Raw genomic sequence first — 23,136 nt, forward strand, 5'->3', positions numbered from 1 at the left:
AAATAATTATTTAGAGGTTTGAATTTTTGTCCTTTCTAATTATTGTGGATAAGAATTGAAATTCCAAACGAAAACTTCGAAAATTTATATGGATAATTATAGGGAAGATAGGAATATTCCAAAAAAAAGAAGCCCCGTCAGTTACGACGGGGCCTTCATTGAATTAACACCTATGAAAATTCAAAATAAAAGGTTTATTCAGTGATTGAATAAATGGCATATCCATTTGCCGGTACTTCAATCTGAACCATCCCATTTTCATCGGAGGTAGGGTTGTATGTTGTGTTACCACTGTAATCCATGAGGGTAACATTATTCCAATTAGAACTTACTGTTCGTCTTTTTGTATTATTATTGAGGCTAATATACAGAATTAATCCAGGATTTGAACCCGTACCGCTTCTTTTCATTATATACTCGTCTTTATCTGAATAAAGAATTTCTGTATCTCCGGTGGCGATACTGTTATGAATGATGATCATTCTTTTTATTTCTTCCTGAAAATCAGCATTTTCATAATCTAGATAAAAAATAGTTGGATAACCTGGATGCGTTAGAATATATGCATAGGCTTTTAATTTATTTTCTGAAGCAATATAATTATCTACATTTTCATCTTTCTCTGTATCGTGATTTGCGGTAAAAGTCACAGCTTTTTCAGGATGTGTCTTCCATAACATATCCTTTTCCAGATTGGAAAGGTCTTCAAAACGATCCAGGCTTTCTTCTAATTTGTAAAAAGTTGAAAAATCGAATGCCGGAGAACCTGAAGCTTCTATCCAATCCCTAAGAACATCCGGGTTTCCGTCAAAATTCTCACCTACTGAAAATCCTCCAACTTCATCCAGCCATTCTGTTACTACCCATGGTTCAAAACCTTTTACATAATCAAAACGCCAGCCATCAAAGCCCATGGTATTTTTGTAATATTTCGCGACAGAATTATCCTTCTCCCAGAACCATTCCTGAACATAAGGTACATCATGATCTACATCCTGCTCTGAAAAGAAAAGGTTACCTGGATCACTTTGGCTAATATCGTTAGGATGAAAATGATTAAAATTTCTATTGAACATTCCCGAAGCATTTCCATGTTCTTCATCAAATAAGGTATAAGTTTCCTTATCGCGGAAAGGATTGTACTGAAGTCCGCCACCAGAATTATGATTAAGCACGATATCTGCAATCACCTCAAGTTTGTTATCGTGTGCGACAGAAATAAGATTTTCTAATTCCTCACGGGAACCAAACCTGGTTTCTACCGTACCATGTTGTTCAAAATTACCAAAGTCGAAATAATCTGAAGGGTCATATCCCATGGAATATCCACCGGACTGGCCTTTGGACGCAGGGGGGAGCCATATGCGATCTACACCGGCATCTGCCCAACCAGGAACTTTATCAGAAAGATTGTTCCACCATTCAAAACGTGGTTCCACATCCCAGTAAAATGCCTGCATCATCACTCTGCTGCCATTGTCATAAGCAGAAAGGTCTATAGCTTTAGGTTCCGGGTTCTCCGGAATTTCGGTAACATCATCTGTAGGATCAACTACCTGGTTATCATCATCTTCAGAACAGGAAGATAAGATAACTGAGAAGATGAGTACTAAAACCGATTTATATATAGTTTTCATAAGTTGTATTTTTTAATAAAAAGGCTGCACTTCAGGCAGCCTTTTTATTTTTCTGGTTTTATTCCTCTCCAACAGGAATAAGAATATACCTGCCATCAAGATCATTGAACCAAATCTCATAAGTTCCTTCACTTACTGGAATATTAGGACCATTCATTGTGCTTTTTCCACTTATTTCGGTGTCGCCACCCCAATTTACATCCCAGGCATCATTTGCCCTGAACTTCATTTCTCCGTCAAATAATTGCATTTCTGTGCTATACCAGATATGCGGATTAAAAGAGGATTGAGTAAGGTCCATATCAGCGTTCCATCCTTCATCGGTGCCGGTAGTTGCCGTACCAATTACACCAATACTTCCATAAGTATCAGCACTGCTTGCGTCAATAGATTCCTTAGTGAAGGTCATGTCATCTGTATTAAAAGTATAACTGTAATATCCTTCAGAATCAATGGCAAAAACTCCCGGATCTGTTCCATCTCCAGGGTTTACGGCCAGAGTTGTTCCATCATCGGTTCCCCATTGTGGCTGCCACATTCCTCTTATTTCCAGTAATTTAAATTCACCCGCAGTAAAATTACCCTGGAAATAATATAGATTATCATTTTCTGAATCTCTGAAAAGCGGTGTATTGTTATTATTATTATCCCAACCTGCGGCGGTAGCACTACCTACCAGGAACAATTCTGTTTTGGTTTCCTCTTCTTCTTCCCCAATTTCAGGCAATGTAACACTAAGCGATTTTACCTGCGAGGTTTCTACCAATCCATTGCTGCCATCTGTGCCGGCATAGGCTCGAACCCTGAAGAATATTTGTCCTGAATTTGGCAATTCTGCGGTAGTAGGATCATTGTCAAGACCAGCATCTTCGGCAAGATCCATCATTTGGCCTACGGTAACGCCCATGTTAGTTTCAGAAGTAGTACCTATAACTACAAGATCACTAAAATCTGAAGTCGTAGAAGCCTGTAATTCATAGGTTACTGTAGTTGGTGCATCAAAATTCACTTCGTTCCATACAAACCTTTCTGCCAGGTTGTTAGACGCTGCAGAAATTAACGTATAATTTTCTGCAAAAGAATTAGTAAACGCCACGCCTTCCGGATCTGGTTGTGCTACAAAAACAACATCGTCATCATGCTCACAGGAGGTAAATCCTCCAAAGGCAATTATTGTTAGAAATAAAATTAAAAACTTTTTCATTTTGAATCTTTTATAATATTAATATCCTGGATTTTGTACTAAGTTGGTGTTTACCCCTAAATCTGAAGCCGGTATTGGCATGAGGTCCCTAAAAGCTTCTGTAGTGGCACCTTGTGGCACTCCGCCTTTATATGGCCAGATACCTCTTTCAGAGAATAGGTTAAAACGTATTAAATCTGTTCTGCGATGTGCTTCCCAGTAGAGTTCCCGGGCTCTTTCATCAATGATAAAATCAAGATCAAGGTCAGTAGCGCTTATATTGTTATCATCTCCAAGAGCACGTTGCCTCAATTGGTTTATATAGCCAATAGCAGTCTGCTGACTACCGCCACCACCTCTTAACACAGCTTCTGCGTACATTAAATAGGCATCTGCAAGACGGAACATTGGAAAATCGGTATCCGGAAAGTCTCCTGTAGGATCTGATCCTGGATTTCCATTAACATCTACATTTTTAAATTTTGTTACAGCATAACCATCTGTGAAACTGGAAATGTCTTCAATTTCTTTTGTTTGGCCTTCAGTAAAGAAAAGTGCACGTTCGTCCTCAACCTCTTCAATAGGATTATCATTATCATCCAAAAATTTGTTTACCAGTGCAGAAGTGGTTCTAAGTCCAGCCCATCCGCCATTGATTCCAAAATCATCAGGATTCATTTCCCCACCAACCGAGGCATGGATAACGAAAGTTAAACCGCCGTAGGCCTGAGTATTAAGACCGTCAAAAGTAATAGGGAATATAACTTCCTCTTGCGCACCGTTCGTATTATTATCAGCAAGAAATAACTTCTGGTAATCGTCTACCAGGCCATAACCGGCATTGATAACTTTTTCTGTATAGGTAATTACATCAGCATATCGTGTTTCGCCAGAATATTTTTCAGCATTAAGATAAAGCTTAGATAAAAGCATCCAGGCCGCGGCCTTGTCTGCACGTCCATATTCATGTTGCCTGGCTGCTACCAAAGTGCTTTCTATTGCCAGTAATTCACTTTCTATATAATCGAAAAGTTCAGCACTTTGAATTTGCTCTGGTAAAAAAGCACCCACAGGACTTTCTTCAGTCACAAAAGGTGGATTACCAAAAAGATCCAGTGCGTGCCAGTAACTCAAAGCTCTAAGAAACCTGGCTTCAGCTCTATAAATATCTATTTCTTGCCTCAAATTATCGTCTACCCCTCTGGAATCGAGTGCTCCGGGTTCAGTTTGTCTCAGGAATTCATTGCTTTGAGCAATTTGGTACATGATCCTGGAGTACATAGTTCTAATGAATTCGTTTCCAGAAGTCCAGGTTTGTGAGTGGAGATCTTTTATGGTTCCATCATTCCATCCAATTACTGCCTCATCTGTTGTTAATTCCTGCATTTTCCAGTACAAACGCATATACTGAGAAAATCCTTCATCTAATCCTGAAAGGTCAGGGTCTCCAGCGGGTCCATCCTGACCGCTAACAGCAAAGCCAGCATAGAGTTTTGCTAAAAACTGCCTATAAGCTTCAGGGTCTTCAAAAGCTGAAGCCGCAGTTTGCCTGTTATCTTCCGGCTTAAGATCTAATTCACTCTCGCAAGACCATAATATGGCCAAACCAAAGAAAACCAGTAGCGTGTATTTAAATTTATTACCCATTGTTTTATATATTTTTCTGTTCATTCTTAAAAAGTAATACTTAATCCAAGTACATATCTTCTTGATCTTGGATAGAAATTATTGTCTATCCCTCCAAATACTTCAGGATCCAATCCTTCATAGTTAGTTATGGTCAACACATTAGAAGCTGTAACTGAAGCTCTAAAATCTACCTCTTCTCCTGCTACGGTATATCCAATACTTAGGTTATCTAATTTTACAAAATCTGCACTTCTTATATAATAGTCTGAAAAAAACTGACTATTCTCAAAGCCTGTTTCCAATACATTTGCATTCAGATTAGAATAATAATCGGAAGGAGTATTAGTCCCTGCTTCAATAAATCCATTGGCAGACTGAGTATTATTATAGATATAATTTCCAAAATTTCCCCTGAAGGTAAAATTCAGGTCGAAATTTTTATAATTCATAGTATTGGTAAGTCCCATAAAATAATCTGGCGTGGCTTTTTTATAAGCCTGTCTGTCAGCTTCAGTAATTTGGTTGTCGCCATTTACATCTACGTAAGCGCCTTCGATTGGGTTTCCTTCTTGATCATAAACCTGACGGAATACGAAAAATGTCGTAGGGTCAAAACCTTCTTTCCATAATTGGACAGTATTACCAACTCCACCGCTTATACCTCCTTGTGGGATAAAGAAGTTTGGGTTTTCTCCCAGACTCAGTTCCGTAATTTCACGTTCCTGAAAGGTGATATTGTAGTTGAGGGTCCAGTTAAAGTTTTCACTACGGGCGATATCCCCAGTAAGGCCTATTTCAATCCCTTTACTCACCGTAGCTCCCACATTAGTTAATAATTGATCTGAAAGGTTTGCACCAGCAGGAACGGGAACAGTAGCAATTAGATCTTTAGTTTCCCGATAATATCCATCTATAGATCCACTCAACCTATTGTCAAAAAATCCAAAATCTATACCAGCATTATAATTAATCAATGTTTCCCATCTCAAATTTTCATCGAATTCTTCTGGTCTTAAAGTTGGTACAAATTCATTGCCAAATTGGTACCTCGCTCCACCTATACTTGGAGTGTAAAGACCTAGGTATCCATAATTTCTTCCAATTTCATAATTTCCTGTTTCTCCATATCCGGCCCTTAATTTAAGTTGTGTTAAAAAATTAGAATTCTCCAGAAATGCTTCGTTATGAACTTTCCAGCCTACAGAAGCGGCAGGGAAATATCCCCACCTGTTTTGTGGTGCCACCCTTGAAGAACCATCTGCACGGAAGCTTCCTGAAATTAAATATCGATTATTAATATCAAAACTTGCCCTCGCGAAGTAAGATTCCAGCGCATTACGGTTAATGCTTTCTGGAAAATCTATGATCTGATCCTGTTCAGTTCCAACACTGTTAGAATAACTGTAAAATTCCTGGAAAGAATGTCCTGCAGTAAGATCTATATCAGTGTCAAAGAAGTCTATCTGTTTCTTATAATTTAAGTAGGTATCCAATAAAAGGTTACGGTTTATATTATCGTAATTACTAAACTGTTCTATATTGGTTGTATTTGCTGCGGAAGTTAAAGGAGTAAAAGTACTTCCGTCTGCTTCGGCATAATCAAATCCTGCATTTACCACTGCCTTTAGTTCTGGCAGAAAATGAAATCTATATTCTGTATTTAAATTGGTAATAGATCTTCTTACCTGGTTAGAGTCATCTGTTAGCTGCAGAAGGGCAAGAGGGTTTTTCGTCGCCAGGTTTTGTTGAGTGATTCCATCATCGGTTTGTCTGGTAAATTCAAAATAGCCGCCAAAAGGACTGCCCGGGTCAAATATTGGCTGGGTAGGGTCAAAAGCTACCGCAGCTCCAATTGCTCCCCGATTGGCAAATCTATTTTGATCAAGACTGTTTTTCGAAGTTAGAGTGAACTTAAGTTTATTGTCAAATAAATCCTGATTCAGAGCTATATTTAGTGCATTCCTTTCATAATAATCCCTTTTGAGTACTCCTTTTTCCTCTGTATGGTTAAAATTGACACGATAATAAAAATTACCGAATCCCTGAGAAGCAGTGAGGTTATGTATCACACCTTCTGCAGTTTGATAGATTTGGTCTTGCCAATCTGTACTGGTATCTCCTAATAAATCAGGATTGGTACCTGGTGTGTTTTGGATAAGCTCTCTAAATTGATCAGCATTTAGCACATCTACCTTATCCATAATTTTTCCTGCGGAAATTTTCACGTCATAGGTAAATTGAAACGGGGAATCTTTTTTTCCTGTCTTGGTAGTGATAAGGATTACCCCATTAGAAGCCCTGGAACCGTAAATGGAAGTGGCGGCTGCATCCTTTAAAATCACAAAGTTTTCGATTTCATTAGGATTAATGGAGTTGAGTGCATTCCTTGATCCCTGTACTCCTCGTTGATCTAATGGAACACCGTCTACAACAATTAATGGATCATTGGAAGCTGAAAGTGATGCACCTCCACGAATACGAATAGTTCCACCTTCGCCTGGCGCACCACCACTTGGAGTAATTTGAACCCCGGCAGATTTACCTGCGATAAGCTCCTGAGGGGATACCACGGCTCCCTGGTTGAATGATTCCGGTGAAATTTTATCTACGGCACCGGTTGCATCCTGTTCGGTAGTTGCACCATAACCTATTAATACAACTTCATCAAGGGAAGCTGCATCTTCGTCTAGCGAAACGTCTAAAGTAGCCTGTCCCTCATAAGGAATCTCCTGAGTAGCAAAGCCTAAAAAGGAGAAGGTAAGAATATCGTCATTGGCAACATTTTCAATCGTATAATTACCGTCAAAATCTGTTGTAGTACCATTTGAAGTACCCTGAACAATTACATTTACACCTGGAATTGGTAAACCTGTGGCGCTTTCTATCACAGTACCGCTAACGGTGTTTTGGGCAAAAAAGCTCATTGGTAGCAGAAACAGCATAAACAATGCACTTTTAATTAAAGTTTTCATAAATTTTCTATTGGTTTTACTAAAAATTAACCTTATATCTTTACTTCCTGAGGTTAAATGTATGTAAATTCTTTACCAATACTCGGTGAGATAGCGTTATTACTGCGACGAAAACGTTTTCGTGTTGAAAACTTTTTGTTCTTAAGACTTTGCCAATTAAAATATGGTTAATTTGCTGACTCGAAAATTTAAGCCTTACATTTTTAAGAATATACAACCTAAATGAAGCCAAAACTTACCCTTAAAAAAATTGCGAAAGAATTAGAAGTATCAATTTCTACCGTTTCAAAAGCCCTTAGGGATAGTCCTGAAATTGGGGAAGAAACCCGGGAGAAGATAAAGGCTTTTGCAAAACACTATAATTATAAGCCCAATAATATAGCTTTAAGTCTTAAAAATCGAAAGACCAAAACTATAGGAATAATCATTCCGGAGATTGTACACCATTTCTTCACTACAGTTATTAGTGGAGTAGAAAAGGTTGCCAATGAAATGGGATATAACGTTTTTGTTTGTCTTTCAGATAATTCATTTGATAAGGAAGTCCTGAATATGGAAATGCTTGCCAATGGAAGCACCGATGGTTTTATTCTTTCCCTTGCCAAGGAAACCATGCAAAAAGGAGATTATCACCACCTAAAGGAGGCGATTAACCAGGGAATGCCATTGGTGTTATTTGACAGGGTGGTAGACGATATAGCCTGTGATAAGGTAATTATAGATGATGTTACCGGCGGAAAAAAAGCCGTTCAGTATCTAATAGACTGTGGATGTAAAAACATTGCTTTAATATCTACGGTAGATTATGTGAGTGTGGGAAAACTGCGTACTCACGGGTATAAACAGGCTTTGGTTGAAAATAATATCGAAATAAATGAAGATTTAATCCTGAAGATTGAGGAAATGGAGAATAGTGAGGCTGAAATTGAGGAATTTCTGAAGAATAAAAAAGTAGATGGCGTTTTTGCTGTCAACGAACATTTTGCTATTTCTGCCATAAAGACAATTCAGGAACAGGGAAAAAAGGTGCCCGAAGATGTTTCAGTTATTGGTTTCACCGATGGTGAATTATCAAAGAGGTTTATTCCGAGCTTAACAACGGTAAGTCAGCATGGGATGAAGATGGGAGAAGAATCTGCCCGACTTTTGATCGAGAAATTAGAACGTACGCCAAGCGAAGATGATTACTATAAAACCATTATTGTGGAGACCGAACTTGTAACGCGAAATTCAACAAAATCGAAGAAATAAGGCGTTCGTTTTAAAAAATACATATATTTGCCCTCGTTGAAATTTATCAAAACTTATATTTTTACTTCCTACCTTTATTAAGTTTTGATAAGTCTTAGTGCTTATCGTAGACGATAAAAAATACGATATGCGTAAACGTACCTTAAGCTTCTGGGAGATCTGGAATATGAGTTTCGGATTTCTGGGAATTCAATTCGGTTTTGCCTTACAAAATGCCAACACTTCAAGGATTTTTGAAACTCTTGGAGCAAGCGTAGAGGATATTCCAATCCTCTGGATTGCAGCACCTGTGACCGGTCTTGTAGTTCAGCCAATCATTGGGTATTTCAGTGATAAAACGTGGACGAGATTGGGAAGACGAAGACCTTATTTTCTCATTGGCGCAATTCTTTCTTCAATAGCCTTATTTATAATGCCGAATTCCCCAACTCTTTGGGTTGCGGCCGGAACATTATGGATGATGGATGCTTCCATTAATATTTCGATGGAACCTTTCAGGGCATTTGTTGGGGATAATTTACCCGATAGGCAGAGAACACTGGGCTTTGCCATGCAAAGCTTTTTTATTGGAGTAGGAGCCGTAGTTGGGTCAATGCTTCCTTATATGTTCACCAACTGGTTCGGGATAAGCAATACAGCTCCTGAAGGTATTATACCAGATTCGGTTAAATGGTCTTTTTATGTTGGAGGGGTAGTTTTCTTCCTGGCCGTTATCTGGACGGTGATCAAATCTAAAGAATATTCTCCTGAAGAATTAGAAGCATTTGAGAAGGAAAAGCTTAAAGATAAACCGGCACGTGTTGAGGTAGTAGATAAATCTAAGAATATTCGTAACCAGTTCATTACCGGTTTGGTAATGACAATTATTGGGGTGGTCATTTCATTTCTTATTTTTCAGAATGGGCTCACCAAAGAGCTATATATTCTATTCATAGGTTTAATCATCGCGGGTTTACTCTTTATGGTAGTTTCCAGCTTACGAAAAAATAAGGTTCGTAATGGCTTCACCATCATTATTACCGATATGTTGAATATGCCTCCGGCCATGAAGCAATTGGCGTGGGTGCAGTTCTTTTCCTGGTTCGCTTTATTTTCCATGTGGATCTATACCACTCCCGCAGTAACAGGCCACGTTTTTGGAACTACAGATACCACTTCAGAATCATATAATGATGCTGCTGATTGGGTGACAGTGATGTTCACCGTATACAATGGGGTAGCGGCGGCGGTAGCATTTTTGTTGCCGGTCTTAGCCAGGAGAACAAGTAATAAAATAACCCATCTACTTGCCCTGACCATGGGAGGTCTTGGTCTAATTTCAGTTTATTTTTTAGGTGATAAAGTTGGGTTATTATTAGCAATGGTAGGAGTTGGTGTGGCCTGGGCCAGTATTTTATCTATTCCTTACGCGATGTTATCTGGTGCTTTACCATCTTCAAAAATGGGTTATTATATGGGAGTTTTCAACTTCTTTATTGTGATCCCTCAAATTGTAGCGGCGACCATTCTTGGTTTCCTTGTTAAAGAATTATTTAATGGAGAACCTATCTACGCTTTAATGGTGGGAGGTGGTTCCATGATCTTATCGGGGCTTTTAACCCTCAGAGTTCAAACAAATAAAAGAATAAATATAGATGAGCAATCATAAAGCATTCATATTCGATCTGGATGGAGTGATAGTAGATACCGCCAAATTTCATTTTTTGGCGTGGAGAAAACTGGCTAATGATCTCGGTTTCGATTTTACCGAAGCACAGAATGAGCAGTTAAAAGGAGTAAGCCGAATAGAATCCTTAAAGAAAATTCTTAAATGGGGAGAGATGGAACTCTCTGAAGAAGACTTCCATAGGCAGATGGCTCTTAAAAATGAAAATTATCTCTCTTATGTGGATGAAATGGATAAGTCTGAAATTCTACCAGGAGTTCCTAAGATTTTAAGTTATCTAATGGAACATAAGATTCCTTTTGCGCTTGGTTCTGCCAGTAAGAACGCCAGAACTATCTTGAAAAAGATTGATCTCTATGATAAATTTGATGCTATCGTGGATGGTACAGATGTAACTAAAGCAAAACCAGATCCCGAAGTATTTCTTATCGCAGCTGAAAAATTAAATACAACTGCACAAAACTGTGTGGTCTTTGAAGATTCGGTTGCAGGAGTACATGCCGCCAATATCGGGAAGATGAAAAGTATTGGAATTGGCAATGAAAAAGTGCTTCATGAAGCAGATTATGTTTTCGCCGATTTCACTGAAATTGAAATAGAATTTATTGAAAAATTATTGAGAAACGAGAAGTAATGAATCAGGATTATATAAAACCGGACGAGTGGTCCATTATTGAAGAAGAATTCGATGCAGGAAGAGTAAAATCTTCAGAGAGCTTATTCAGCATTGGCAATGGGGCGATGGGCCAAAGGGCCAATTTTGAAGAACAATATTCAGGACCCAGTTTTCAGGGAAGTTATATTGGAGGTGTTTATTATCCAGATAAGACTAAAGTAGGCTGGTGGAAAAATGGTTACCCGGAATATTTTGCAAAGGTATTAAATGCTCCAAACTGGATTGGGATCAATGTTTTTGTGAATGATGAAGCCTTAGATCTTTATACCTGTAAGAATGTAAAGAATTTCCGCAGGGAATTAAATATGAAAGAAGGTTATCTGGCTCGGACTTTTGAAGCAACGCTACCTAACGGAGTGGAAATAGAGGTAAAAGCAATTCGTTTTCTTTCTATTGTAGAAGATGAATTAGGCGTTATAAAATTTGAAGTAACTCCTTTAAATATGGATGCTGAAGTCCGTTTTGACCCCTATTTAGATGGAAGTATCACCAATACCGATGCTAACTGGGAAGAACGTTTCTGGGAAACTCTGGAAGTAAAGCATGAAGAGGAGCGCGGATTTATAGTATCTAAAACCCTGAAGACTGAATTTCATGTAGGCACCTATATGCAATCTGAAATTCTTCTGAATGGAGAAAAAGAAACTCAAATTCCTGAAGTGAGAACAGGGGAAGACAGACTTTCTTTTTCTTATTCGGTAGCTGCAAATAAAGGTGAAACAGCCGGGATCATAAAATATGCCGGTTATGTTACCGATATGAACCATAAAAAAGCTGATTTAATTTCGGCTGCGGCATTAGTTTTAGAGGAAGCTTTGGATAAGAATTTTGATCAGCTAAAGAATGAACAAAAAGAAGCCTGGGTAGCGATCTGGGAAATGGCAGATATTACCATTTCTGGAGATGTAAAAGCGCAACAGGGAATCCGTTTCAATATTTTTCAGCTGAATCAGACTTATTTAGGTAAAGATGAAAGACTGAATATTGGTCCAAAAGGTTTTACCGGGGAGAAATATGGTGGTAGTACCTATTGGGATACCGAAGCATATTGTATCCCGTTTTATATGGCGACAAAAGATCAGGAAGTTGCCAGAAAACTACTTACCTACAGACATCATCATTTAGAAAAAGCAAAGGAAAATGCCAGTAAACTTGGTTTTATAAACGGTGCTGCTTTATACCCTATGGTGACTATGAATGGGGAGGAAAGTCATAATGAATGGGAGATCACGTTTGAGGAAATTCATCGTAACGGTGCCATGGTTTTTGCCATTTATAACTATGTTCGTTTTACCGGCGACTTCAGTTATATTCCTGAAAAAGGACTGGAAGTTATGATCGCTATTGCCAGGTTCTGGCATCAAAGGGCAAACTTCAGCAAACAAAAGAACAAGTATGTGATTCTTGGTGTTACCGGTCCTAATGAATATGAAAACAACGTTCATAATAACTGGTATACCAATTATATAGCTAAATGGTGTATTGAATACTGTCTGTTAATGATAGACAAAGTAAAGGATGGGTATGAAGATGATTACAAGCGTGTAATGGGGTTAACAGCCCTTAATGAAGGAGAATTATCTAAGTGGAAAGAAGTAGCCGAAGAAATGTATTTTCCATATTCCGAGGAATATGAAGTGTATCTTCAGCAGGATGGATTTCTGGACAAGGAGATCATTCCCGTGGCCGAATTGGATAAAAAACAGCGCCCCATCAACCAGAAATGGAGCTGGGATAGAATTTTGAGATCCTGCTATATCAAGCAGGCAGATGTGTTACAGGGATTCTATTTCTTTGAAGATCATTTCAGCAAAGAAGAACTTGAAAAGCATTTTGATTTCTATGAGCCGTTAACCGTTCATGAATCTTCGTTGTCTCCCTGTGTACATAGTATTCAGGCGGCGGTTCTTGGTAGGATGGAACAGGCTTACGATTTTTATGTAAGAACTTCAAGGCTGGATCTGGATGATTATAACAAGGAAGTGGAGCAAGGTTGCCACATCACCAGTATGGCTGGAACATGGATGAGCATTGTAGAAGGTTTTGGTGGAATGCGGGTAGAGAACGATCAACTTTCTTTTAAACCTCAAATTCCGGAACAATGGAAAGCCTATTCTTTCAAAGTGAATTTTAGAGATCGAATCCTGAAGGTGGATGTGTCTGCAGATAAGACAGAATTTACCCTGGAAGGAAATGATTCTTTGGATATTCTTGTAAATGGAGAGCCGGTTGCGGTAATGCCAAATACACCGGTGAGTGCTTAAAATTTTAGAGGCTTCCTGAGTACTGAGGAAGCCTTTTTCAAATATTTATGATATGAAAAATTTATTTTTAATTGCTTTTCTAGTAACAGGATTTAATGCCCTGGCTCAAATTGAAAGAGTAGAGCCACCAAACTGGTGGCTTGGATTTGAAGATGCTGAACTTCAGCTAATGGTCTATGGTGAAAATATTGGAAAAGCGACCCTCGAATTAGATTATCCGGGAGTGAGCCTGGAACAGGTCCATCGTGCCGATAGTCCGAATTACCTCTTTTTGGATCTTAAAATTTCAGAAACAGCTAAACCGGGAAATTTCGACCTCATTTTCAAAATGCCTGATGGAAAGAATGAAACTTATAATTATCAACTAAAATCCCGTACAAAACCTGCGGAAGATTATGTGGGTTTTGATAATACCGATGCGGTATATCTAATCACTCCAGATCGTTTCGCAAATGGAGATCCTTCCAACGATATCGATAAAACTTTAAATGAAAAAAGCATAGATCGAAGTGATGATTATGCCCGTCATGGTGGTGATATTCGTGGAATTATAGAGCACCTGGATTATATAGATGAAATGGGTTTTACGGCGCTTTGGTCTTCTCCGCTACTTATTAATGATATGAAATCTGGTTCTTATCACGGGTATGCCATGACCGATTTCTATAAAGTAGATCCGCGTTTTGGAACACTGGAGGAGTATAAAGAACTGGCTCAGAAAGCAGATGAAAGAGGAATAAAGCTAATCATGGACCAGGTAGCGAACCACGCCGGCGTAGAACACTGGTGGATGGACGATCTTCCGTTTAACAACTGGATTAATTATCAGGAGTTATATGAAAACGGAGAAAAAATGATTCATTCTAACCATAAGAGAACTGCCAATATGGATTTGTATGCTTCAGAAGTTGATAAAAAGAAATTAAGTGAAGGCTGGTTTGTAGATACCATGCCAGATCTAAATCAGCGAAATCCTTTTATGGCTAAATATCTAATTCAGAATAGCATCTGGTGGATAGAAACTTTAGGCCTTGGTGGCATTCGCCAGGACACCTATCCTTATCCCGATAAAGCTTTTATGAGCGACTGGGCCGGAGCGATCATGACCGAATACCCTAACTTTAATATTGTTGGCGAGGAGTGGAGCAATAATCCGCTTCTAATAAGATACTGGCAGGATGGCGTAGATAATGGCTATGATTCCAATCTGCCAAGTACCATGGACTTTGCCATGCAATCTAAGATCGTTGAAGGCCTCAATGAAGATCAGGGCTGGGAACGCGGGCTGGATAAATTGTATACCGGACTGGCTAACGATTTTGCCTATGAGTCTCCCGAAAATATTATGATATTTCCGGACAACCATGATATGAGTAGAATTTTTACTCAGCTTAAAGAAGATATTCCGAATACGAAAATGGCTTTAAGTTATATTTTGATGCTTCCCAGAATTCCTCAAATTTATTACGGAACTGAAATTTTAATGGACGATTCTGAAAATCCGGGCGATCATGGCTTGATACGAACAGAATTTCCGGGGGGTTGGGAAGACAGCGAAGTCAATGCTTTTACGGGGGAAGGCTTAACTGAAGATCAGGAAGATATGCAGTCTTTTTTGAAAACTATTCTTAATTACCGTAAGGATAGTAAAGCGATTCAGAATGGGCAAACTATTCATTTCGCTCCGGAAAATGGAGTTTATCTGATTTCGAGAATTTCAGATGATGAGAAAGTGATATTGATCTTAAACCGAAATGAAGATTCGGTAAACCTGGATTTAAAAAGATTTGAAGAACTGGGATTTGACGGACTTGAGTTTAAAAATTTGATTTCAGGAGAAAAGATGCAATGGAATAATACTCTTACACTTCCTAAGCGCGGAGCCTATTTTTTTACCACTAAATTCAACGACTAATTCAATCGATAAAATTGTATAAAATGAAAAAACTAATATTGCTTTTAATGGTAGTCAGTTTTCTGATATCATGCAAAAATGAATCTAATCAGGAAAATTCTTCTGTAGAAGAAACAAAAAAAGACAGCCTTGCGCCAGTTAGTGATGAGATGATGGAAACTGCGGTGATCTATGAGGCAAATATTCGGCAATATTCTCCGGAAGGTACTTTTGATGCTTTCACCAAAGATATTCCACAGTTAAAAGAATTAGGAGTGAAAGTGATCTGGCTAATGCCGATGTATCCAATTTCTGAAAAGAATAGAAAAGCGACCGGAGGTAAAGATGTGGAGGATATAGAAGATCCTGAAGAGCGTAAGAAATATTTAGGCAGTTATTATTCAATTTCAGATTATTCCGCCGTAAACCCGGAACATGGAAATATGCAGGATTTTGATGAGCTGGTGCAAACTGCTCATGATAATGGCATGTATGTTATCCTGGATTGGGTAGCCAATCATACAGGTTGGGATCATGCCTGGATTACCGAGCATCCAGAATATTATACAAAAGGAAAAGATGGCGAGATTACAGATCCTATAAATGATGCCACCGGTGAACCCTGGGGCTGGACAGATGTCGCAGATCTGAACTTTGATAATGAGGAGTTGCGTCAGAAAATGATTGAAGAGATGTTGTTTTGGGTAAAAGAGCATGATATTGATGGTTTTCGAGCAGATGCGGCACACTCGGTTCCTACAGATTTCTGGGAGTCGGCAGCCAAAACCTTAAATGAGGAAAAACCATTAATTATGCTGGCAGAAGCCCAGGATCCTAAAGAACTTTTCCATAATGCTTTTGAAATGGGCTATAACTGGGAAGGCCATCATTTAATGAACGAGATCGCCCAGGGTAAGAAAAATGCCAAAGACTGGGATAATTATATGAAAAAGATCGATACCACTTTTCAGGAAGACGATTTTCTAATGAATTTTGTGACCAATCATGATGAGAACTCCTGGGCGGGAACGGTAAGAGAGCGCATGGGAGATGCATCAGAAGCAATGCTGGCCATGACTTATACCATTCCCGGTATGCCGTTGATCTATAGCGGACAGGAATATGATATGGATAAAAGGTTATTGTTTTTTGAAAAAGATACCATCCCGAAAACCAAAGGTAAAATATACCCAATTCTTGAAAAACTTGGAGAGCTAAAAAATACAAATCCCGCATTGAATGGTGGAAAGAATAAAGCTTCCTATACGGCAGTAAAGAATTCAGCGGAAGAAAAAGTACTGCTTTTCAAAAGAGAAAAAGAGGGAGAGACTTTGTATTTTATTGCGAATATGAGCAAAGAGCCTGTTTCATTCACAACCGAAATGCAAGGTAATTTTAAAGACTATATGGGTGGAACTGAATTCTCTGTTTCGAAAGAGCAGGAACTAAAATTTAACCCCTGGGAGTACAAAATTTTGATAAATAAGTAGTTAAAGTCATAAATATTTGAAAAAAGCCGCTTAACTGCGGCTTTTTTTTATTAGTTATTAACCGAAAACGTTTTAGTTTTTTCCGAAATTAGGTTATCGGTTTGAAAGAGATTAGCTTTGGACTAAATGGTTGAAAATATTAGAAACATCGCAGTTCTAACCTCCGGAGGTGATGCTCCTGGAATGAACGCTGCCATTCGAGCAGTGGTTCGTGCCTGTTCATTCTATAAACTTGAATGCACTGGCGTTTTTAGAGGTTACCAGGGACTTATAGAAGCCGATTTTGAGCCATTGGATGCTCGCTCGGTTAGAAATATCATTAATAAAGGAGGAACATTTTTAAAGTCTACCCGCTCCAAAGAATTTCAAACTAAAGAAGGAAGGAAAAAAGCTTTTGAAAACCTTCAAACTAATAAAGTGGATGCCTTAATAGTGATTGGGGGAGACGGAACCTTTACGGGAGCCCAGCTTTTCAGCAATGAATTTGGTTTTCCTACCGTGGGTATTCCTGCTACCATAGATAATGACATCAATGGAACAGATTTTACGCTGGGATATGACACTGCGTTGAACACGGTGGTGGAAGCCATCGATAAGATTCGCGATACGGCAAGTTCCCATAACAGGCTTTTTCTTATAGAGGTAATGGGGCGTGATGCCGGTGATATTGCTTTAAATAGTGGAATTGGTGCCGGAGCTGAAGAAATCCTTATACCGGAAGAGAATTTAGGTGTTGAACGGCTTATTGATTCCCTGCGGAAAAGTAAGAAATCTGGAAAGACTTCCAGTATTATCGTTGTTGCCGAGGGGGAAAAAAGTGGAAAGAACATCTTTGAGCTGGCTTCATATATTGAAGAGAACATGGACGAATATGAAATAAGGGTTTCAGTTCTGGGGCATATACAACGCGGCGGTTCGCCAAGCTGTTTTGACCGCGTGTTGGCCAGTAAAATGGGTGTTGGAGCAGTAGAAGCTCTTATGAAAGGTAAATCTGAAATTATGATTGGAATACATCATCAAAAAGTAGTTCATGTAGACCTGTTAACTGCAATTAAAGGTGATGCAAAAATAGATAAAGAATTACGGAGGGTGGCAGACATCACTTCGGTATAATTAAAAACCAAAGAAAATGAGTACAAAAATTGGAATTAACGGATTTGGGCGTATTGGAAGAATAGCCTTTCGAATTGCTGCCCAAAATGAAAACGTAGAAGTTGTAGCTATTAACGATTTACTGGATGTAGATCATTTGGCTTACCTGCTTAAATATGATTCAGTACACGGAAAATATAAAGGTTCTGTTGAAGTAAAAGACGGAAGCCTTTTTGTTGATGGAAATAAGATAAGGGTAACTTCAGAAAAAAATCCTGCAGATCTTAAGTGGGGTGATGCCGGAGTTGAGGTAGTAATGGATTGTACCGGAATCTTTACAGATCTTGACAATGCAAAAGCTCACCTTGATGCCGGAGCAAGAAAAGTGGTGATTTCAGCACCTTCTAAAACCGCTCCTATGTTTGTAATGGGGGTAAACCACCAGGATGTTAAAGCAGATCAGAATATCGTTTCTAATGCTTCCTGTACTACAAACTGTCTCGCACCACTTGCAAAAGTGATCGATGACGAATTTGGTTTGGTTGAAGGATTAATGACTACGGTACATGCCTCTACTTCTACTCAGTTTACAGTTGATTCACCGTCGAAGAAAAACTTTAGACTGGGAAGAAGCGCGATGGCGAATATCATCCCAAGTTCAACCGGAGCTGCAGTTGCAGTAACAAAAGTGATCCCTTCCTTAAAAGGAAAGCTTACGGGAATGGCATTTAGAGTGCCAACTACAGATGTTTCTGTCGTAGACCTTACCGTAAAAACTGAAAAGTCTACGAGTTATGACGAAATCAAGGCTGCTTTCAAGAAAGCTGCAGATGGAGATTACAAAGGGGTAATTTCTTATACAGAGGAAGAAGTGGTAAGCCAGGATTATGTTTCAGATCCGCATACCTGTAATTTTGATGCCGGAGCCGGGATTGAGCTGAACGATAAATTCTTCAAATTGATCGCCTGGTATGATAACGAGTACGGGTATTCTTCAAAATTAGTAGACCTGGCTGCTCACGTGGCTACTTTATAGAACATTTTTAACCAGGAAAAAATAGAGCTTAGGATTATAAAATTTAATTTTTTATCCTCTCTATTTTTTCCTGATGTTTATTTTAATCATATAAGAAGATGATATTAATTGCTGATGGTGGGTCTACGAAGTGTGACTGGATACTTTTGAACAATGAAGGGGGACAGGTTTTTAAAACCCGTAGTAAAGGTCTGAACCCGGCTGTTTTTAAGGAAGCCATATTAGAGGAAAGATTGGCTGAGAATCCTGAGCTTGCCGAAGTAAGGGACACTATAGAAAAAGTACATTTTTACGGTGCCGGTTGTGGTACTCCAACGCCAAGAGAATTATTAAAAAGTATCATAGCCAATTATTTTACGAATGCAGATGAAGTGCTGGTGATGGAAGATACGGTAGCAGCGGTACATGCTGCTACTACTGAACCCGGGATCGTTTGTATTTTAGGAACCGGCTCCAATTCTTGCTATTTTGATGGTGAAAAGATTCATCAGGCAGTAGATTCCCTGGGCTATATCCTTATGGATGAGGCGAGCGGTAATTACTTCGGAAAAAGGCTTATAAGAGATTATTATTATAAAAGAATGCCCCCGGAAATCGCTGAAAAATTCAAAAAGGATTTCGACCTGAATTCAGATACCATAAAGGCCAATTTGTACCGCAAGGAAAATCCAAACACTTATCTGGCCCATTTTGCAGAATTTATCTTTAAGAATGAACGAAACGGGTATTTTTATAAGCTTCTTCATGAAGGTCTTACAGACTTTGTGCACTCCAGGGTTATGAGTTATCCACAGGTAAATTCAGTTCCTGTCCATTTTATTGGGACTATAGCATTTTTCAGTGAAGATATAATTCGTGCGGTCTTACAACCCTATGGAATTGAGCTAGGCAATATTGTGAGAAGACCTATAGATGCTCTAATAGAGCATTATAGAAAAAACGTGCTTAAAAAGTCTTAAATAATTTTTTTTAACCCATATGCTAAACCTGTCATGGAAAGTGACAGGTTTTTTTATTTTTTAACTTAAATTTGGCAAATCTGGTTTTCGTATTATAAATCAGGGATTTATATGTTTAAAAGGGGGGCATCAAGAAAATGACACGGGCATCTGAAATTTTAAAAAAGAATAGTTCCAGGATTATCGAAATCTGGGAAAGACGGGTAAAAAAGGAAATCCCGGCCGCAAAAAGCTCAAGCAATCTTGCTTTAAGAAATCAATTACCAAATGTACTGGAAGATATTGCACATATTATCGATCGATATGATGATTTGAGTGAAATTGAAAAATTTGAGCAGTTTGAGGAAATTATACAAAATAGCCTGGAACATGGAAGACACCGGGCAACCTCCTCTCATTATACTGTAAAACAAATATTACAGGAATATATTATTTTTCACAGGGTACTTACTGAAACATTGATAGACGAAGAGGCTTACACGGAGGATGTGGGAATTGTACTTAAATATACTCTGGAAACTGCAATGTTGAATTCTGCTAGCTCGTTTAGTGATTCACTACAGGAAATGCGGGAAAAACTTATCGGGACCTTAGCCCATGACATTAGAAACCCAATTTCCACCGCCTATTTTGCTTTTGATATTTTAAAGGTAACCAGTGATAAAGACCGCCAGGAAAAACTTGTCGCGATGGGGATGAGGAGTTTAAAAAAGTCATTGGAACTGGTTGAAGGTTTGCTGGATGCGATCAGCGTGAAAGCTGGTGAAGGCATCATGTTGAATTTTGCTGATACAGATATTGTAAAGGAAATTAAGTGGGTAGCCGATGAAGCTTCAGAAATTTATACAAAAGAGATTTCCTTTAACACCGAGGCAAACAGTATGAAGGGAATTTTTGATGGTACCGCTATTAGGCGGGTGGTTGAAAATTTGGTAACGAATGCCGTTAAATACGGAGCTCCAGATACCACAATCAAAATTCAACTTGAAGAAGTGGAGAATTCTGTAGTTATTAAAGTGCATAATTATGGTAAGGCCATTGATAAGGCAAATCAATCAGAAATTTTTGATTTTCTAAATCGAGGAAATGGTTCTCATGATTCCGGATTGGAAAGTTGGGGAATGGGGCTAACTTTAGTGAAAAGTGTCGCTAATGCTCATGGAGGTAGTGTGGACCTGCACAGTACCGATGAAGAGGGTACTACATTTTCTATAACTTTACAAAAAGATTTTAACGAACCAGGTAAGGTGCGTACAGAATTAAATTACTCGGAAAACTGAATTCTGTAATAAGTTTATAAATTCACCGGCCAAACTGGTTTTTTGCAGTTGCGGTTGAAGGGGAATAAAAAAAATCGATTTTTCGCCGGCGAGCCTCAAAATGCTACCGATACTATTAACACACTGAAATACCTGTTAAGATTACAAGAGGGATAGACGGTTTTAATAATTTTTTTATTGTTTTAAAATACTTACCTTCAACAGCATACTTCCAAATCCCTACTTTTGGAGAATTTTAAAAATATATGCTGGTAAAAGTATATGGGAGCGCTGTATTTGGCGTGGAGGCAACAACTATTACCGTAGAGGTTAATATAGCTTCGGGGATTGGGTATCATCTGGTAGGACTTCCAGATAATGCTGTAAAAGAATCCAGTTACAGGATTGCTGCAGCACTTCAGAACAATAATTATAAACTGCCGGGTAAAAAGATCATTATCAATATGGCTCCGGCCGACCTTAGAAAAGAAGGTTCTGCCTATGATCTAACTTTCGCGCTGGGAATCCTCGCAGCTTCCAATCAGATAAAAGCAGGGAATATTGCTGAATATCTTATTATGGGGGAATTATCCCTGGATGGTAGTCTTCAGCCTATTAAGGGAGCTTTACCTATTGCTATTCAGGCTAAGAAAGAAGGCTTTAAGGGCTTTATTCTTCCGGAGCAAAATGCCCGTGAAGCAGCAATTGTATCGGGTTTGGAAGTTTATGGTATTAACAATATTAAACAGGTTATAGATTTTTTTAATGCTGAACTTGAACTGGAAAGGACAGTGGTGAATACCCGTGAAATATTTTTTGAGAATTTAAATAATTTTGAGACCGATTTCGCCGATGTAAAAGGGCAGGAATCAATTAAAAGATGTATGGAGATCGCTGCGGCCGGTGGCCATAATATTATTCTTATAGGTCCGCCTGGAGCCGGGAAAACCATGCTGGCCAAAAGGCTGCCAAGTATCCTGCCACCGATGACCTTGCAGGAAGCGCTGGAAACTACTAAAATTCATAGCGTAGCGGGAAGAATAAAGGATAATGTGGGTCTAATGGCCCAGAGGCCGTTTAGGAGTCCGCATCATACTATTTCAGATGTTGCACTTGTTGGCGGGGGAACTTATCCTCAACCGGGTGAAATATCACTTTCTCATAATGGAGTGTTGTTTTTGGATGAGCTTCCTGAGTTTAAACGCGGAGTTTTGGAAGTGATGAGGCAACCTTTGGAAGATAGGGAAGTGACCATTTCGCGCGCCAGGTTTACCGTAACCTATCCTTCGAGTTTTATGCTGGTGGCCAGCATGAATCCAAGTCCGTCAGGCTATTTTAACGATCCCGGAGCGCCGGTTACTTCTTCTCCATTAGAAATGCAGCGATATTTAGGTAAGATCAGTGGCCCTTTGTTAGATCGTATCGATATTCATATTGAAGTGACACCCGTTCCCTTTGATAAATTAAGTGAAGAACGAAAGGGGGAATCCAGTATTGCTATTAGAGAAAGGGTAACGCGGGCGAGGGAAATACAACATGAGCGGTTTAAGGAAATTGAAAATATTCATTATAATGCCCAAATGGGCCCCCGGCAAATTAGGGAATTTTGCGGATTGGAAGATTCTTCAAAGCAGCTTCTTAAAGCTGCCATGGAAAAACTTAATCTTTCAGCAAGGGCTTATGACCGTATCTTGAAAGTTTCCCGAACCATAGCAGACCTTGGAAAAAGCAATTCGATCAAGGCAGATCATTTAAGTGAAGCAATTCAGTACAGAAGTCTGGATAGAGAAGGATGGTTAGGCTAAATATTTTGAGCTTTAACCTTACAAATTCCACGATGGCTCTGCCTCGGGGTTTTCGCTTCACCTCTCCCTTGGAGAGGTCAGAACAGCTAAAAAGAAGTTCCGGGTGAAGGAAAATAAAAAAAATAGGGTTTAGCCGCAGCGATCAATGATACAGATAACTATCGGTACTGCGAACTAGACCTACGGCTTGCCGCCGGAATAGCCGATTTCAAGATTTTTTTTTATTTAACTAAACCTACGTTGGTTTTTTATATTTTTGGAAAGACCGTAAAAAGCCAATCTACAATTTCTGAAATTACCATATTCAGGAATTAATAACCTAA

At 38.9% G+C, this 23,136-nt stretch carries 15 protein-coding genes; 11 read left to right on the forward strand and 4 right to left on the reverse strand.

The window, feature by feature from the left end; translation table 11 throughout:
* Positions 1-194: 194 nt before the first annotated feature.
* Genes Q1K34_RS03800 through Q1K34_RS03815 form a run of 4 tightly spaced genes read right to left on the reverse strand, consistent with a single transcriptional unit; the run spans position 195 to position 7,421 of the window.
* A complete protein-coding gene (locus Q1K34_RS03800; protein WP_300434719.1) occupies positions 195-1,637 on the reverse strand; it encodes an alpha-amylase in 1,443 nt (480 codons plus the stop codon).
* Between the two features lie 58 nt (positions 1,638-1,695).
* On the reverse strand, positions 1,696-2,841 hold the full coding sequence (locus Q1K34_RS03805) for a SusF/SusE family outer membrane protein (protein WP_300434722.1): 1,146 nt from the start codon (positions 2,839-2,841) through the stop codon (positions 1,696-1,698).
* Positions 2,842-2,859: 18 nt separating this feature from the next.
* Positions 2,860-4,467, reverse strand: coding sequence for a RagB/SusD family nutrient uptake outer membrane protein (locus tag Q1K34_RS03810; protein WP_300434725.1), 1,608 nt, complete (start codon positions 4,465-4,467; stop codon positions 2,860-2,862).
* Positions 4,468-4,493: 26 nt separating this feature from the next.
* Positions 4,494-7,421: a SusC/RagA family TonB-linked outer membrane protein gene (locus tag Q1K34_RS03815; protein WP_300434728.1), complete on the reverse strand. Its 2,928-nt coding sequence runs from the start codon at positions 7,419-7,421 to the stop codon at positions 4,494-4,496.
* 222 nt (positions 7,422-7,643) lie between these two features.
* Between Q1K34_RS03815 and Q1K34_RS03820 the strand changes: the two genes are divergently transcribed.
* The 11 genes from Q1K34_RS03820 (at position 7,644) to Q1K34_RS03870 (ending at position 22,813) form a co-directional block, all read left to right on the forward strand.
* Complete coding sequence (locus Q1K34_RS03820; protein WP_300434731.1) at positions 7,644-8,672, forward strand: LacI family DNA-binding transcriptional regulator; 1,029 nt, start codon at positions 7,644-7,646, stop codon at positions 8,670-8,672.
* A 127-nt stretch (positions 8,673-8,799) separates the two neighbouring features.
* Positions 8,800-10,320: an MFS transporter gene (locus Q1K34_RS03825; RefSeq protein WP_300434733.1), complete on the forward strand. Its 1,521-nt coding sequence runs from the start codon at positions 8,800-8,802 to the stop codon at positions 10,318-10,320.
* Positions 10,307-10,972 (forward strand): beta-phosphoglucomutase, encoded by a 666-nt coding sequence (gene pgmB / locus Q1K34_RS03830; RefSeq protein WP_300434735.1) that lies wholly within the window; start codon positions 10,307-10,309, stop codon positions 10,970-10,972. The genes Q1K34_RS03825 and pgmB overlap by 14 nt, the downstream gene beginning before the upstream one ends.
* Positions 10,972-13,278: a glycoside hydrolase family 65 protein gene (locus tag Q1K34_RS03835; RefSeq protein ID WP_300434737.1), complete on the forward strand. Its 2,307-nt coding sequence runs from the start codon at positions 10,972-10,974 to the stop codon at positions 13,276-13,278. The genes pgmB and Q1K34_RS03835 overlap by 1 nt, the downstream gene beginning before the upstream one ends.
* Positions 13,279-13,330: 52 nt before the next feature.
* Positions 13,331-15,193, forward strand: a complete 1,863-nt coding sequence (locus Q1K34_RS03840; protein WP_300434739.1) for a glycoside hydrolase family 13 protein — start codon at positions 13,331-13,333, stop codon at positions 15,191-15,193.
* Between the two features lie 23 nt (positions 15,194-15,216).
* A complete protein-coding gene (locus tag Q1K34_RS03845) occupies positions 15,217-16,662 on the forward strand; it encodes an alpha-amylase family glycosyl hydrolase (protein WP_300434741.1) in 1,446 nt (481 codons plus the stop codon).
* Between the two features lie 126 nt (positions 16,663-16,788).
* The gene (gene pfkA, locus Q1K34_RS03850; RefSeq protein WP_300434743.1) at positions 16,789-17,775 is read left to right on the forward strand and encodes a 6-phosphofructokinase; all 987 of its coding nucleotides are present in this window, start codon (positions 16,789-16,791) and stop codon (positions 17,773-17,775) included.
* Between the two features lie 16 nt (positions 17,776-17,791).
* Positions 17,792-18,790: a type I glyceraldehyde-3-phosphate dehydrogenase gene (gene gap / locus Q1K34_RS03855; RefSeq protein ID WP_300434745.1), complete on the forward strand. Its 999-nt coding sequence runs from the start codon at positions 17,792-17,794 to the stop codon at positions 18,788-18,790.
* Positions 18,791-18,888: 98 nt separating this feature from the next.
* Positions 18,889-19,749 carry an N-acetylglucosamine kinase gene (locus Q1K34_RS03860; RefSeq protein WP_300434747.1) on the forward strand — a complete coding sequence of 287 codons (861 nt, stop codon included), beginning with the start codon at positions 18,889-18,891 and terminating at the stop codon, positions 19,747-19,749.
* 137 nt (positions 19,750-19,886) lie between these two features.
* On the forward strand, positions 19,887-21,029 hold the full coding sequence (locus Q1K34_RS03865) for a HAMP domain-containing sensor histidine kinase (RefSeq protein WP_300434750.1): 1,143 nt from the start codon (positions 19,887-19,889) through the stop codon (positions 21,027-21,029).
* Positions 21,030-21,274: 245 nt separating this feature from the next.
* A complete protein-coding gene (locus tag Q1K34_RS03870; RefSeq protein ID WP_300434754.1) occupies positions 21,275-22,813 on the forward strand; it encodes a YifB family Mg chelatase-like AAA ATPase in 1,539 nt (512 codons plus the stop codon).
* Positions 22,814-23,136: the final 323 nt, after the last annotated feature.

Source organism: Christiangramia sp. (genome assembly GCF_029937855.1).
Lineage (GTDB): Bacteria > Bacteroidota > Bacteroidia > Flavobacteriales > Flavobacteriaceae > Christiangramia.

Coding starts and splice junctions, on each gene's coding strand:
- pgmB (WP_300434735.1), top strand. CDS start 10,307: ATGAGCAATCATAAAGCATTCATATTCGATCTGGATGGAGTGATAGTA.
- Q1K34_RS03845 (WP_300434741.1), top strand. CDS start 15,217: ATGAAAAAACTAATATTGCTTTTAATGGTAGTCAGTTTTCTGATATCA.
- Q1K34_RS03815 (WP_300434728.1), bottom strand. CDS start 7,421: ATGAAAACTTTAATTAAAAGTGCATTGTTTATGCTGTTTCTGCTACCA.
- Q1K34_RS03870 (WP_300434754.1), top strand. CDS start 21,275: ATGCTGGTAAAAGTATATGGGAGCGCTGTATTTGGCGTGGAGGCAACA.
- Q1K34_RS03835 (WP_300434737.1), top strand. CDS start 10,972: ATGAATCAGGATTATATAAAACCGGACGAGTGGTCCATTATTGAAGAA.
- Q1K34_RS03820 (WP_300434731.1), top strand. CDS start 7,644: ATGAAGCCAAAACTTACCCTTAAAAAAATTGCGAAAGAATTAGAAGTA.
- Q1K34_RS03840 (WP_300434739.1), top strand. CDS start 13,331: ATGAAAAATTTATTTTTAATTGCTTTTCTAGTAACAGGATTTAATGCC.
- Q1K34_RS03800 (WP_300434719.1), bottom strand. CDS start 1,637: ATGAAAACTATATATAAATCGGTTTTAGTACTCATCTTCTCAGTTATC.
- Q1K34_RS03860 (WP_300434747.1), top strand. CDS start 18,889: ATGATATTAATTGCTGATGGTGGGTCTACGAAGTGTGACTGGATACTT.
- pfkA (WP_300434743.1), top strand. CDS start 16,789: ATGGTTGAAAATATTAGAAACATCGCAGTTCTAACCTCCGGAGGTGAT.
- Q1K34_RS03810 (WP_300434725.1), bottom strand. CDS start 4,467: ATGGGTAATAAATTTAAATACACGCTACTGGTTTTCTTTGGTTTGGCC.
- gap (WP_300434745.1), top strand. CDS start 17,792: ATGAGTACAAAAATTGGAATTAACGGATTTGGGCGTATTGGAAGAATA.
- Q1K34_RS03805 (WP_300434722.1), bottom strand. CDS start 2,841: ATGAAAAAGTTTTTAATTTTATTTCTAACAATAATTGCCTTTGGAGGA.
- Q1K34_RS03825 (WP_300434733.1), top strand. CDS start 8,800: ATGCGTAAACGTACCTTAAGCTTCTGGGAGATCTGGAATATGAGTTTC.
- Q1K34_RS03865 (WP_300434750.1), top strand. CDS start 19,887: ATGACACGGGCATCTGAAATTTTAAAAAAGAATAGTTCCAGGATTATC.